Here is a 13705-nt window from a genome sequence, read left to right on the forward strand (position 1 = left end):
TCTTAGTGCCATTTAGCCAATAGCTGAGTTGCTCGCTGGTTGAAGTAATAAAGGCGACCCGATGTATCTAGAATTGCAATACCGACTGGAATTGCTTCCAGAAATTGAGTCATTTTACTTTCGCTCTCACGTAGCTTTGAGTCGGCGACAAGCTCAATCCCATAATTAAGATGATCGACAATTTCAAATAGCCGCTCTGATATTCGCTCCGGCAAAGTCTTTTTGAGTAAATTGCGACCAATTTGGAGATGAACAACTTGTTTGTGCGACTCCTCGATTAAGGCATAAGCTGCTTGCTGCACGCGATCGTGCAAGAATTTGTAATCCTGAACCAATTGTTCATCTAACTGAGATGTCGGCACAATTAAACCTGACTGAGCCGCAACTGATAGTAGCGGGAAAATTTCCCCAGATGAGCTTTCACAAATGATAGAGAGGGTGCTTAAATCAAAAACAGCACCAACACAAGCGGCGAATTGTAAAACTTGCTGGGTTGCTGGAGGCAGTTTTTTCAGTTTGCCAAGCATCAACTCGACCACATTATCGGTGATGTTCTTGCCTTCAATGTGAGTGATATCCCATTGCCAACTGACATTTTCAAGGTCGAAGCTTAACAAGTTTTCTGCATAGAGCGTTTTCAAAAATTCATTGACAAAAAAGGGATTCCCGCCTGTTTTTCGCAATACTAATTCTGCCAGTGAAATGATTGTACTGATGTCACTGTGTAATGTGTCTGCAATCAGTTGTGCGACCGCGTTTAGTCCCAATGGTGCTAACGTAATTTGGCTGGTAGTTGCTCCCTCTTTTCTGAGTTCCTCCAGCATTATTCTTAGTGGATGTGAGTAGTTCACCTCATTATCTCGATAGGCTCCAATCAGAAACAGATATTGCGTCTGGGTATCCGTCATCATCAACTCGATCAACTTGAGTGTTGCTGAGTCTGCCCATTGAAGATCGTCCAGAAAGATCACTAAGGGATGTTCTGCTGAACCAAATACCCGAATGAATTGCCCAAAGACTCGATTGAAGCGATTTTGAGTTTCCGTTGTCCCAACTTCCGGTACGGGCGGTTGCTTGCCAATAATCAATTCAACTTCCAGGATCACATCAATGATGATTTGCCCATTGCTTCCCAACGCCGTTAGAAGTCGATATCGCCACTGTTTCAACTGCTCGTCGGGTTCACCCAACAGTTGTTGTACCAATTTTTGCAAGGCATGGACGATCGCACTGTAGGGAATATTGCGCCCAAATTGATCGAATTTACCTGAAACGAAGTAGCCACGCTTTGCTGTGATGGGCTTGTAGAGTTCCTCTACTAACGCAGATTTTCCTACTCCAGCATAGCCACATATCAACATTAAATTGAGAACTTTCTCTGCTGTTCTCTCCTTGGCAGTAGGCTTCACTAACATTGCCCATTCCGGCTACTCTCTCAAATGCCGTCAATAATGTGGCAATCTCCGCTTCGCGTCCATACAGTTTTTGCGGAATTTGAAATTGATCTCGAACGTCTTGAGTACCTAATTGAATCTCATCAATTTGTCTTATATCTGTAAGTTGTTGAGCGCACCATTCTAAATCTGCCTTAATACCCCAAGCACTCTGATAGCGATCTTCCGCATTCTTTGCCATTAGTTTCAAAACAATATCTGAAACTGCTTTGGGAATCGTTGTCTTCAGTTCATGAGGCAAAACAGGTGATTTGGCAAGATGACAATGGACAAGTTCAAGAATGTCTCTTGTGGCAAACGGTAACTGTCCAGTGAGCAGTTCGTAGAACGTTATGCCAAGGGAGTAAAAATCAGTACGATAATCACGCAAACGGTTAGTGCGTCCGGTTTGCTCTGGAGATAGATATGCAAGAGTGCCTTCTAGAACATGAGAGTTTTTGAAGGTTGGATTGGTGCGGTTAAATCGAGTAGCAATTCCGAAATCAATAAATTTAACGACCCCAGTATCTAGATTGAAGACAATATTGCTAGGGTTGATATCTTTATGAATGACACCAGCAGCATGAATTCTGCCCAGAATACCTGTGAGTTTAATGGCTAGGGATAGAAAAGCTGATAAAGACATAGGGCAGAAATCTGGACGCTGCTGTATCCATCGTTCCAGAGATTCTCCACCGAAATCTTCTAAAAGAATAATGAGTGTGCGCTGATATTCCTGCTGACTATATGCCTTGATCACGCCTTCTAAGTTAAGCGATCACGTAATTTCATATTCCTGCCTGTAGCGGGTGAGTTTCGATGCCGTAGGATAGTCCTGTTTGAGAACTTTTAGAATAACAGGCGTGCGATCTGACAACTTGATGCCACGATACACCAGAGAATTATTGCTGGAATATATCTGAGCATCAACCACAATGTCAGGTAGCGCAATCATTTTTATCACCTTGTCAAAGCATAGAAAGAACCGCAAACCCAAGTAGAATTAATGCTTATTATTCAAGTTCTACTTTGAGAAGTCAATCTACCTATTATCTATGTGCTAGGAACTCCGAACGCAATTTTTGCCCCCTTTTTTTATTTCTTTGTGAGAAATCTGGGTGAGGTCAGTGAAGAACGGATGAAATCAGGTGAACCTATGGACACGAATGGCTGAATGTTGGAAAAAGAGTGGTGGTAGTTTCAATACTTCTCCAAATTCGACTACTTCCACACCCCAATATGAGATGCTTTTGCTATATCAGCCGCCTTTTCAAAAGCTAGATTATTCGGACATTCCACGCCAGACTTGCGCGTTTTAGCCAAGCCGCTTTTGAGCAATTCTTCTTGAAAGCTGATCTCAGCCTCACCCTTTCCATAAGCCATCACTTCGGCAACAGTTCGCCCCTGGTTGTCTTTTTCCACCGGAATGATTATCAGTTGGTTGTCGGCAGCTGCGACTAGCTTGAACAATTTCTGTTTTGCTTCATTAGCTAAGGCATCATGTAAAAATAAGTTGTACAAAATTTATTTGGAATAGCTTGCTAAATCTAGCTTTCGCACAAAAATTGTTCAGGTTATTTTTACACAAATCCTAATGCTTGTCCTGGGGCTTTACCCTGTTCTAGTTCAGGGGCATCGATACCACAAAGCTCAACTGACATTTGGCTGCCGTCAGGAAAGGCGGACTATGATGCTGTCCCCATCTGCCACTTGAGTAGCTATCCATTCTTCGGTAAGCGCGATGGATGGCTGGTTAGTCCTTTGGAAAATCAAGATAGCGCTGATGATAGCTCCAGCGATCGCAGTTAAAATTATGGCAGTTCTCCACAATGGCTTTATATTGCTAGCTCTGTTCTCACAAGATTAAGAAAGCACAATTCTTTTCCGCATTAAACATTTACTACACCTCGTACCCAAAAGCCTTACAAATAGTGGACTTGCTCTTATCAAGCGTGCCATTTAGATATGAAGTTTAATGCTTAACTGACAAAATTAGCTGTGTTTCCCTGGACTAATCTATACTCTGATTAACCTATCATTGAAATCCCTATGAGCTGCGAACATTTAGATAATGTAACTATGGAGACTCTGATTTCTAAAGCAAACTACCCAGTATTTCGTTGTGAAGAGTGTATCCTAATAAACAGTCGCTGGGTGCATTTGCGTATTTGTCAAAGTTGCGGCAAGATGCTGTGCTGTGATTCTTCTGTTCATCAACATGCCCGACGGCATTATGAGGAAACTGGACATTCAGTAATTAGCTCGGCTGAGTTAGGAGAACAGTGGCTATGGTGTTTTTTGGATGTGCAGGCAAAAAACTATTAAAGTGAGGCGATTTCATGGCAAATGCATCTAAATTATTTTTGGTTACAACTAACCAACTAACCTTGTTTTGCCACTTTGAGAGAATGCAATAACCCAAAGTATAGGATTGTGTTGAGTTTTCTATCTGAGCAACTGTACAAAATCGAGCTAACCATTCATGGATTCTCGCATTTAATCATACTTGCGCTTGGCAGCTTCTGGGCAACGTGAAACCGAGCAGATCGGTTCGTTTGTTGCAATTGTTGTCGGCATCGATGACACTGCTGCACAAAAGATTGATATTTTTCATCAGTGACTAATTCATGCTTGAGCAGTAATGCCATTGCATGAGTTACATCATAGGTATAGATAACTTCAGGATGATTCTGTTTGTAAAGTTTAATTCCTTTTTGGACATCACTGCCGTGGTCAGCGTATCAAAGTTTTCAATCAATAGCTCTTCGTCGAGGGTTAGCTCAGATTTTTTTAAAGTTTTAAGCTGTCTGTATAATGTCAGCGCTTTTTGCTATAGCTTAATTTTATTCGTTTCAAGATGCTCGTCATTATAAATTACTAGCATATTAATTGTAGTTTCGTAGTTGGCCCATGTACCTTTCATGCAAACCAAGTTGCACGCTATGGCAATTCCATCCCACGTAAAAACGTCTTTTCTCTTTTTAGGCTGCGCTAACCAGACGCTCTGCAAACGATCCCTTGTTTTAAGCACTTAGGTAGGGTCGGGGTGTGCATTACTGCAACACCCCTCCCATCCGAAACCGTGCTTGCGACTTTCACCGCACACGGCTACTCAGTGTGTTGTCCATTTGTCAAATCGGACTCCCTGACCTTTTGACCTATGAGAATTGGAATATCATTTATCCACTCCCAGTTATATTTTTTCCAAAACTGAGAAAGTTTCTCTCGGAATTTTGAGCGGTCTTTGTTCCGAATTTCTATTAGGTCAATTGCGGTCTTTTCGTCGTGACAATGCCGATGCAGTAGTTGCAGGTTTTTGTCATCATCCTTACCGCCAATGCCTCTGGGGATGATGTGGTCTGCTTCTAAAACATCCCCTTCTTGGAAGATTAATCCGCACCAGGGACATTTACCCTTTTGAAGTTTTAGCAACTTAGCCTTACGATTAGGCATTTGGGGATGTGTCCCTAATCTTGAACTCCAATAAACTGTGTCGCCATCGTAGGGGCTTTTATCGCTTTTAACTTTTACATAGTCAGTGCTACTGCATTCAAACTTACTATGTTTTAGTAACCGAAGGGGGTTCGCGTCCCCCTCCCTGGTTGCGAATACCCAGTTATCACCGTATATGGTTGTCCAGTATTTGTCTGAACCTGCTTTTGCTGTTCCACATCGGCGTTTTGCCCATCGTCGAAGTTTCAGGTATGTGAGGTGGTCTTGTTTGGAAAGTATTCCAACGGTTTGGGCGTCGGATTTTGAAAAATAGGAAGTCCATCCCCTTATTACAGGATTAAGGTCTTTTATGAGAGACGCTTGGGGCGATGACCTATGTTTTGTGATGATTCTTCCGATTTCCTCAATATGAGCCTTACTCGCCTTCGCGGATGGGGTGATGAGGGTGTTAAAACCTAATATTTTCCCGTGTCCATTTCTGTTGCTGCGGTACTTCCCTGCTGGGTATTGCTGGATGTGATGACCAAGAAAGTCGAATCCGGCTTTACCATCCTCGCTTAATTCAGGGTTGAATGTATGAGTTAGCCGGGTTTTTTCTGGTTTTAATTCAAGTCCTATACCAGCTAACCATTCCGAGATAATTTCCCGGTATCTTTGGACAACGGCTTTATCTTTGTGGATAACCACAAAATCATCTGCATACCTTATAAATCCAAGATTCTCGCGGTTATGCCGCTTTCTTCCAGGCAGTGTTTCGGTATATTTTATCAGGTGATTTTCTAAACCGTGAAGGGCAATATTTGCCAGTAGTGGAGAAATGACCCCGCCCTGTGGCGTACCCTCAGATGTGGCAGCAAATGCTCCTTTGTCTATCACCCCAGATTTTAACCAGGCTTTAATTTGTTGCCTGACCTTACCATTGATGTTCAACTTTTGGAGCAATACTTCATGGTTGATGCGGTCAAAACATTTGGCTATATCCGCGTCTAACGCGTACTTTGCCTTGCCTTGAATACAGTTTTTAATCTGTTTTATCGCGTCGTGGCATGACCTTCCAGGTCTAAATCCATAGGAATTTGGCTCGAACATCGCTTCCCATTCTGGTTCAAGCGTAGCTTTTACTACGGCTTGTAGTGCGCGGTCGTACATTGTGGGTATTCCTAATGGGCGTTTTTCCTCTCTTCCTGGTTTTGGAATCCATACTCTACGGGTAGGTTTGGATTTGCCAGTTAGCTTTAGTTGCCCTACCAGTTCAAGACGTGCTTTTGGGGGCAGTGATTTAATACCGTCCACACCCGCGGTCTTTTTACCTTGGTTTTCAACTGTTACCCTACGTACCGCTAACACTCTATTAGACCAAGACCTCATCAGCGTCTTTTGGAGTTTTCGGCATTGCTTGACATCTCCACGGCGGGAAGCAGCATAGATGCGTTTTTGCAACTTGAAAACATATCTTTCAGCTTGTCGCCAATTGATTGTTTTCCATCCCTCGGTATTCATTACTAAATCCGAATTAGGCTTATTCATAGCTACTGTTACCTCTAGCTTTCCCACACTGCGGCTCACGTCAGCTTATCCTGGCAGTTACGCCATCCCTTTTAAGGCATTACCCGTTAATTCGGGTTAGGCATTTGCTTCTTGAGTCATCCTGCACCTTCATGTCTTATGGCTGATGCCTACCTGTTACCAATTTCAGGAGAATATGAAGGGTTGTTTCGTTCCCAGTATCCATAATTGAGTCTTTAGGGCGTGTCTTTCCACCGAGGTTAAGAGTGGTGCGCTATCACGGTACAGGAAACCTGATAGTCTCTACCTTTGTCGGATTTTCCCGTTCCAAGAAGTGTGGCTTATGCCACTAGCTTATAACCCTTGGCATTTTATGACGGTGGTTATGACACTTTGCTTTTCTACCCATAGACTCTTGCTTGCAGTAGGTGCTTTCAGCAATTACCACCTATTCCTGCTTTCACCCCCGCTTTACACCTTTGATAATCAGTCTCGGATGTAGGGGCTACCAATTTGTATTGGTAGTTTGTGTGCTTTTAATCCCGCACCAGGACAGTAGGACTTGGTGTATTTTTGGGTTGGGTTAATAATTTAAGTTGAGGCTTAACTCTTTTCCCATTCCCTCTAGCTTTCTTTGCTTGTTGGCTCGGCTAGATGTCCTCACCTACATGGATAGTGAGTTGTCATTTGTTGAGGATTAAAGTGCGAACTCTACCCGAATTAGGTTACTCAACAAAAGCCAGTCGTCCTCCTTTTCGGGTTTAGACTGAACGAATCGCACCCCGTCATAAAATGCCCCAACAAATAGGTACTCATCAGCCTTTGAATACCTATTTAATAAATTACTTAACTTAGTTACTTAATTAAGTAAAATACAAAATTCTATATTTATCCGCCTTAAGCCAATTCGCTGTAACGTTTACCCACTGGACAATTCAAACAGTTTGTTTCGTCACATAAACGGCAGATAGTTAAGGCACTGTCCTTTGTTTTAGTCAGGGAAAACAAGATTTGGTTAGTGATGCGGCATAAATTTTGGCGGTCTTTTGAAGATAGAGAAGCGATGGCTTCCTCAAGTGCCTTAAGCCGCGCTTGATGGAGCTTGCTCACCAGAGCTTCCCCTTCTTTTGTCAATTTCAACTCCACAGCCCTGCGATCCACAGAGCAACGTTCACGGAGAATTAAACCTTGTTTCTCCAGTCGCTCTACAAGTCGCACTGCACCAGGATGCGACATCCCAAGGGCGCGGCGCAATTGTTCAATCGGTATCCCTGGTGCATGTCTTACCAAGCACATAGCTTCGGCTGCCGGCCCTGCATCATCGATCATTCGCTCCACAGACTGGGCAACGGAATCTGTCAAGGCAAGGGACAAAGCCCCCAGTACATTCGCAAGGTTAGTGTTTTCCATCCCTAAATTATATGCGTGAAGCATATTGACATCAAGTAAATTCGGTGGTTATTATATGCTTCACGCATATATTTAATTTCTCCATGATCCGACCTACAAAACCCGAAGATGCAGTGGCACTGATTGAAGTAGCCAACACAATCGGTTTCCAACCGCACGAGCTCGAGGCTCTTGGCAAAATGCTGGCTGACTACTTCGGCGGTAACACCGACAGCGATCCCTTCTGGATCACCGACTTTGATGACAAAGACGGCCCGGTGGGGGTCGCCTACTGTGAGCCGGAACGAATGACCGAGCAGACGTGGAATCTACAATTGATAGCCATTCGCCCCGACCACCAGGGACAAGGACGCGGTGGCAAACTGCTGCACTACGTTGAAGAAACTTTGAAGGCGCGTGGTGGACGAATGCTACTGGTGGAAACATTGGCGAGCTTCGAGCGCACAAGGAAGTTCTACGCGAAGTGCGGCTACGAGGAGGAGGCTCGCATTCGGGACTTCTACACGGCAGGGGCTGATAAGATTGTGTTTCGTAAAGTGTTGAATGCGGCGTAGACTACAGTAACCTATGAACAAGTTTTAGTTCAGAAACGAAAGGATAGCAAAGTAAGAAAATTTAGAACAGTATTTCTGAAACTGGTGGCTCAACACCAGCAATATCAAGAGTTTTGAGATCCATCCTTTCGCATCTCGGCTCAATACCGAATACATATTTAGTCATGAATCATTATCTAAGTATAAATTTTCTTGCGTTGACCCTGGATAATCCAGTTGTGTTGATTTCTAATAAATCTCTAACTTCCCAAGTAATCGAAATTGTTTGATTATGCCAGAGTTTATTTATAAAAACAAAAAAGGCATTGTAAGAATAGCTTTTTATAGCGAAGAGGATCAGGACTTAATTGAAAACTTTAGGTGGAGGATTGATCATGATGGTTTTATGCGACGAAACAGCGCTAGGGATAAGTTTGGAAAACAACAAACTATTTTTTTTCATAATGTTATAGCCCAAAGAATGGGGCTTGATACTAAACTGACGATCCTACACCTCAATGGAATTAAAGGGGATAATCGTCGCTCAAATCTTCGAGCTGTAACCAAACAACAAGCTCAGATGTCTAGGGGTAAGCACTGCAATAACAAATCTGGATTTAAAGGTGTCGTCAAAAAATCGCCGCTCAAATTTAGAGCGCAAACTACGCTCAATAAAAAACCAATTATCATTGGCGATTTTGACAGTCCTGAAAAAGCATACCAAGCCTACTGTGATTATGTTCGCCCTATTCATGGAGAATTTTTTAATCCTGGCTGACGGGTCTACTCCAAAAATCGCATTCAATTCTTGTGATTAAACCTGACCTGGAAATTATCTTCAGTACACTGTTGTCTGCCTAGACACAATAAGAATACTTGATACAAAAATGAGTATTGCGGGTAGCAATAGGGAGTATTTAGGCGGAGAATTTCTGTTTTGCTGACAACGGACGCTCACACCTTTTGGATCAAAAATGAGTATTTGCGCGTCATCTAAAGCCAAATTATTGCTTAGAAACAACTCTTGAGCAAAACTCTATCTTTTTCATATTACTTTGAACTACATTTGTAGTATAACAACTGCACTCCAATTGTGTAACTCACAAGTGGAGTGCTATAATCCCCACTTATTACATAGGATTTATGTAGTTTAGCAGTATTGGAATAGTAGTTATAAATACCTTGTCCAAGTGGTAGCTGTTGGGTAGCTCAACTGGTGACACACAACTACCAGTTGAGCAGTAAAAAAGCGAGTTGTTGAAAATTTGATGATTCCCCAACTGGTAGCTATAGAGTAGCCCTACTGCTACCAGTTGAGCATAAGACAGGAAGCGAAAAATTCGGGCGTAATGCTGACTGACAATGACTTACAGCAAATTTTGAACGCCTGTTTCATTCTCAATAACTTCAAAATTATTGAGAATGTATAATACATTTATGTTGCAATTGTGCTTCAATAATTCTTTCATTCACTTAACCCAGCCCACTTAACATCCGATTTTTTTCTTCATGCCTGAATAGAAATTGTTCATTTTACAATCTCCACGCTTGTTGATAGAGTTCAAACTTGTTTTAAGTAGTGAAATTGTCTGATTAATCACAGTTACAAATAGCAGACATTTTGCACCTAAAACCCCTATTTATATACAAAATGTCTGCTATTTTGCACAGCTTATACACGCTTTTAACTGTTATAGCTGTCAAGGAACTTTGACTATTCACTACAAAATGTCTGCTATTTAGAACATCGCTTTGACCAAAAAATTGGTGTCTAATACATACACCAACTACCTTTTAGCCACTTTTATCAAACTGGCTCATTCTCAATAACTCTAAAATTATTGAGAATATATAATACTTCTGTGTTGCAACTGTACTTCAAAAATCCCGCTCAATCGATCAACTTCTTCAGTAAGTGGATCTGAAATTTCCACTGTGAGTTCAGGAGCCATTCTATATATTTAGCGTTAACTGAAACAGAAACTCGTCTAACGCAACAACTACACTAAACACTTAAAACCCCGTGAACTTAGTGTAGTTTAACCGTACTAAATCAGTCTCATCTGACACTAATATTTTTGGACGTCCAAAACATCAAAAACAGTGGTTTTTTGTCCTTTTGGCCGTCCAATAAGCGCCAACCTTACTCAATTGTCATGCTCTGCTGACAAATGCCCACCTGTCAACGGACGTCCAAAAGGACAAAAATGACCAGTTTTTGATAGTTTGGCCGTCCAGTGTTTTTGAAAAAAATCTTCTGTAGCTCTTATCCAGTCTCAATTACAGCCACTTTTTTGCGCTATTTTTATTGTCAATAAGCTGGGGTCTTATTGACAATGCGTAATCATGATATGTTGCAATTGTGTTTCAAAAATTCTTTCTTGAACTTAACCCACGAGTCAGGTGTACGCTTTGCGTGGTTCACAGGCTAAAACCACGGCTACGCTCAAGCTGTTTGCGTTGTTCTTCCACCTCAGAAAAATGAGCTTTTAATTCAATATTCCAATCAGGATAAGTCGGTTTAAATCTTTGACCATTCGGCAACAATTCTAATACTGCACTAGCAGTTTTATCCCCCTGCTCATCGTTATTGAATGCCAGAACTACCCTATGACAATTTTTGAGAAATTCTAGAGGTAAATTGTTCGGGTCATCAGCTACCATAAACATCGTTCTCATCGATGGTAACGCTCCTGTTTTGGCTAGGACATACACGCCTACTGACACCGCATCAATTGGCGAAGAACATAAGAAGACGTTTTTAATTTCTTGTTGTGGATTCTGCCCCAAATTTATATGAAACCAACCATAAGGTGTAGAGGCGTTTTGGTCATACTCAACAGTGTGATGATTATGTCCGGGGTTTGACCAAACTAATGCACCAGTTTTTTCACCATCCAGATTACGTTTGATAAATAAAATCTGCTTTTGCTCATCGATGTAAAGCAAATTGTGGTTGTGTAATCTTTCAATAAAAGAATCTGGTATACCGCGTTTCTCACTCAAGTATTTATACAATTTTGGCCACAGAGCTAGATCCTCTGGTGGTGGAGTGAACTGAGGCTGTTGTTTGCGTTCAATTTCTTGAAAGAGTTTTTCTAAATGCTCAACTGGGAGTGGTTTAACAGGTTTGAGCAGCAATTCATTAATAGGTTCATCATCACGTTCTGTTTGGTAGTCAACGCCAAGATGTTTTTGCAAACCCGGGAAGGTATAAGCTGCGCCTAATTGTGTGCCACTGAAAGCCTGCCCATCTTTCTCATAAGAAATGCCTTTAGACTTACCATTCCTAGTCCATCCTGTTCTTACACTAATGCCAGCTTGCTGCAACCGCATGATCAGCGTTGGCATTTGGGGATTATCAACTCTAGCCCTATCAATTGTCTGCTGAAGTTCCTCTTTAATAGTGCGTCCTGGTGGCCGCTCAAGTTTACCTAGTTCATATTCTTCTTGCTCTCGCCTTATGCGCCTGATTTGTCCGGTGCTGGGTGTGCGTTGTAGTTTCTCTCTACTGCCCTGGACTTGCACCAAATTATAGTCAATTTCAATCTGTCGCAGCACTTTCTCAGAGCGCACATAATCCCAGGAATCATGGACTACTAGCCCTGTATCCATCCTGATTCTGCTGGCTGCAATGTGGATGTGGTCGTCGTCGGTGTTATGGTGGCGAAAGATGACAAACTGATTGGCATCAAAGCCCATCTCCTTCATGTAGCGTGAGCCAATCTCGCTCCACTTCTCATCATCTAATTTATCGTCTTTAGCTGCTGACAGTGAGACATGATAAACAACTCGGTCTGCATCAGAATTAAGTTGTTGAGACAGCTTAAATTCCCGCGCCAATTCACGGGCATTTCTCCCGCTCATGTTGCCGCCAATTAGTTTCGCATCTTCGCGTGATTCCAAATAATCCAACAGCTTGCGAAAACCTCTACCCTTCGTCTGCTTCCCAATCATCCTCTTCCTCTTCTGAATCTTCGGATTCAATGTCGTCCGAGGCAATGTCTCGTCTGCACTGATGCAGCAGTTCTAAAAGCTCTCTTAGTAGTTGTGGATCAGCAGGTAAAGTTCGCCCAATTTTTAGGGCTGTGTTGGTGGCTTTGACAAGCTGGTTTAGATTGTTCCCGATCTGTGCTAATTCCCAATATGTTTGTAAGCTAATTTTGCTCAACCGTTTTGGTAATGGACGCATCAATGCATTACGTCTCATCAATTCACTCGCTGACATCCCCGCATCAAGTGATTTAATACGAATCATATCCAGTTCAATGTCACTTAATCTCACTGGGAATATATGCTTTCTAACTAGAGCTTTTGACTGCTTGCGATTCGCCATAAATCGAGAAGATATAGGGACATTGTGAGGGGGGTTTTTTAAGGGGGGTTTCCCCACTTGAACCAGTCTGCCGTTCGAGCGCAGCGAGACAAAGCGTAAGCTTTGAGGCATGGCTGGCTTCAAGCCCCTTTTCGGGGTAAGCGAGGTGTCAAGTGCTACGTATGTACGGAGGACACAGCAGGAGGCTGAAGGCAGGAGTATAAAGGCGTAGCCGTGCTGCTAATCATCCTACAACTTACAAGGGGGGATAGCAACGGCGTAGCCGCAATCGTCAATTTTTTTTAGGATTTTGAAAACCAATTGGTGCAAATTATTTCAAATAGCCGATAATTATCAGTTAATCGGTATTCACGAGATAACCATGAGTGAGCATCAGAATTCAGAAGTAATTACAAAACAGAAGATTGATGAGGCTATCAAAGCGCTTAAGGAACAGAAGCCGAAAGAGCGAGAGTCTGTATCAGACAGAGACGCAGTTCGGAAGATGAGGAGATATATTGAAAAACTGACCTCTGATAAGTATGGCTACAGTTATGATGAAGTTTCAGAGATGCTGAAGGATCTGGGTATTAATTTGGCTGGCAGCAGAATCAAATATTTAATCGGTGAGTTGAAGAAAAGCAGTCGTCGCCGTCAACAGGCAGAACCAAGCGAGGATAATAGTACATCATCAAGTCCTGTTACTGAAAATCAGCAAGCAGTTCTTGCCAGCAGTGAGGCATTAGAATCGGATGGAAAGAGTACTCTAGGCAAGAGCAAAAAACAACTACTTGCAGCTGAGGCAGCAACAACATAGAAACAATGGCATCCTAGTTTTAGTCTTTGATCGGGTCAAGTTAGCCAGATAATAGGAATCAATATGGGAGAAGCGAAAAGGCGTAAAAAGTCAGACCCCAATTGGGGTAAATCGGGAGGATTTAATCATCCCAACAAACCTAAAATCACCTATTTGACTGAATCACATCCCGATTATCAAACCGCCTCTGACATTAAAAATGCTCACTACGCTGGCAAATCTCGTGTTTACCTTGTCA

General features: G+C 42.4%; 13 protein-coding genes. 4 read left to right on the forward strand and 9 right to left on the reverse strand.

Going from position 1 to position 13705, the window contains the following annotated elements; translation table 11 throughout:
- Positions 1-2: 2 nt before the first annotated feature.
- From H6G26_RS42300 to H6G26_RS02590, 5 genes are all read right to left on the reverse strand, one after another.
- Positions 3-1361 (reverse strand): AAA family ATPase, encoded by a 1359-nt coding sequence (locus H6G26_RS42300; RefSeq protein ID WP_347242426.1) that lies wholly within the window; start codon positions 1359-1361, stop codon positions 3-5.
- Positions 1264-2193, reverse strand: coding sequence for a serine/threonine-protein kinase (locus H6G26_RS44190; RefSeq protein WP_347242421.1), 930 nt, complete (start codon positions 2191-2193; stop codon positions 1264-1266). Before H6G26_RS44190 ends, H6G26_RS42300 begins: the two co-directional genes overlap by 98 nt.
- 18 nt (positions 2194-2211) lie before the next feature.
- Positions 2212-2388: a hypothetical protein gene (locus tag H6G26_RS42310; protein WP_242053564.1), complete on the reverse strand. Its 177-nt coding sequence runs from the start codon at positions 2386-2388 to the stop codon at positions 2212-2214.
- A gap of 266 nt (positions 2389-2654) precedes the next feature.
- Positions 2655-2954, reverse strand: a complete 300-nt coding sequence (locus tag H6G26_RS02585; protein ID WP_190727765.1) for a thermonuclease family protein — start codon at positions 2952-2954, stop codon at positions 2655-2657.
- 150 nt (positions 2955-3104) lie between these two features.
- Positions 3105-3263, reverse strand: a complete 159-nt coding sequence (locus H6G26_RS02590) for a hypothetical protein (RefSeq protein ID WP_190727766.1) — start codon at positions 3261-3263, stop codon at positions 3105-3107.
- A gap of 249 nt (positions 3264-3512) precedes the next feature.
- On the opposite strand from H6G26_RS02590, the gene H6G26_RS02595 reads away from it, so the two are divergent.
- The gene (locus H6G26_RS02595) at positions 3513-3758 is read left to right on the forward strand and encodes a UBP-type zinc finger domain-containing protein (protein WP_242053565.1); all 246 of its coding nucleotides are present in this window, start codon (positions 3513-3515) and stop codon (positions 3756-3758) included.
- Between the two features lie 783 nt (positions 3759-4541).
- Here the strand turns inward: H6G26_RS02595 and ltrA are convergent.
- Together ltrA and H6G26_RS02605 are read right to left on the reverse strand one after the other, a co-directional pair.
- Positions 4542-6452, reverse strand: a complete 1911-nt coding sequence (ltrA, locus tag H6G26_RS02600) for a group II intron reverse transcriptase/maturase (RefSeq protein ID WP_347242422.1) — start codon at positions 6450-6452, stop codon at positions 4542-4544.
- 837 nt (positions 6453-7289) lie between these two features.
- Entirely contained in the window at positions 7290-7826 is a 537-nt protein-coding gene (locus H6G26_RS02605) for a MarR family transcriptional regulator (protein WP_242053566.1), read from the reverse strand.
- Between the two features lie 59 nt (positions 7827-7885).
- Here H6G26_RS02605 and H6G26_RS02610 point away from each other — a divergent pair, with 59 nt between their 5' ends.
- Positions 7886-8356: a GNAT family N-acetyltransferase gene (locus H6G26_RS02610; RefSeq protein WP_190727768.1), complete on the forward strand. Its 471-nt coding sequence runs from the start codon at positions 7886-7888 to the stop codon at positions 8354-8356.
- A gap of 271 nt (positions 8357-8627) precedes the next feature.
- Complete coding sequence (locus tag H6G26_RS02615) at positions 8628-9113, forward strand: HNH endonuclease (RefSeq protein WP_100903313.1); 486 nt, start codon at positions 8628-8630, stop codon at positions 9111-9113.
- 1643 nt (positions 9114-10756) lie between these two features.
- Here the strand turns inward: H6G26_RS02615 and H6G26_RS02620 are convergent.
- On the reverse strand, positions 10757-12292 hold the full coding sequence (locus tag H6G26_RS02620; RefSeq protein WP_190727769.1) for a relaxase/mobilization nuclease domain-containing protein: 1536 nt from the start codon (positions 12290-12292) through the stop codon (positions 10757-10759).
- Entirely contained in the window at positions 12267-12782 is a 516-nt protein-coding gene (mobC, locus tag H6G26_RS02625) for a plasmid mobilization relaxosome protein MobC (protein WP_242053567.1), read from the reverse strand. The genes H6G26_RS02620 and mobC overlap by 26 nt, the downstream gene beginning before the upstream one ends.
- A gap of 250 nt (positions 12783-13032) precedes the next feature.
- Here mobC and H6G26_RS02630 point away from each other — a divergent pair, with 250 nt between their 5' ends.
- The gene (locus H6G26_RS02630) at positions 13033-13467 is read left to right on the forward strand and encodes a hypothetical protein (RefSeq protein WP_190727770.1); all 435 of its coding nucleotides are present in this window, start codon (positions 13033-13035) and stop codon (positions 13465-13467) included.
- Positions 13468-13705: the final 238 nt, after the last annotated feature.

Origin of the sequence: Nostoc sp. FACHB-888 (assembly GCF_014696655.1) — a bacterium.
GTDB lineage: Bacteria > Cyanobacteriota > Cyanobacteriia > Cyanobacteriales > Nostocaceae > Nostoc.

Coding starts and splice junctions, on each gene's coding strand:
- H6G26_RS02620 (WP_190727769.1), bottom strand. CDS start 12,292: ATGATTGGGAAGCAGACGAAGGGTAGAGGTTTTCGCAAGCTGTTGGAT.
- H6G26_RS02615 (WP_100903313.1), top strand. CDS start 8,628: ATGCCAGAGTTTATTTATAAAAACAAAAAAGGCATTGTAAGAATAGCT.
- mobC (WP_242053567.1), bottom strand. CDS start 12,782: ATGCCTCAAAGCTTACGCTTTGTCTCGCTGCGCTCGAACGGCAGACTG.
- H6G26_RS02595 (WP_242053565.1), top strand. CDS start 3,513: ATGGAGACTCTGATTTCTAAAGCAAACTACCCAGTATTTCGTTGTGAA.
- H6G26_RS02605 (WP_242053566.1), bottom strand. CDS start 7,826: ATGCTTCACGCATATAATTTAGGGATGGAAAACACTAACCTTGCGAAT.
- H6G26_RS02630 (WP_190727770.1), top strand. CDS start 13,033: ATGAGTGAGCATCAGAATTCAGAAGTAATTACAAAACAGAAGATTGAT.
- H6G26_RS42300 (WP_347242426.1), bottom strand. CDS start 1,361: ATGTTGATATGTGGCTATGCTGGAGTAGGAAAATCTGCGTTAGTAGAG.
- H6G26_RS02610 (WP_190727768.1), top strand. CDS start 7,886: ATGATCCGACCTACAAAACCCGAAGATGCAGTGGCACTGATTGAAGTA.
- H6G26_RS42310 (WP_242053564.1), bottom strand. CDS start 2,388: ATGATTGCGCTACCTGACATTGTGGTTGATGCTCAGATATATTCCAGC.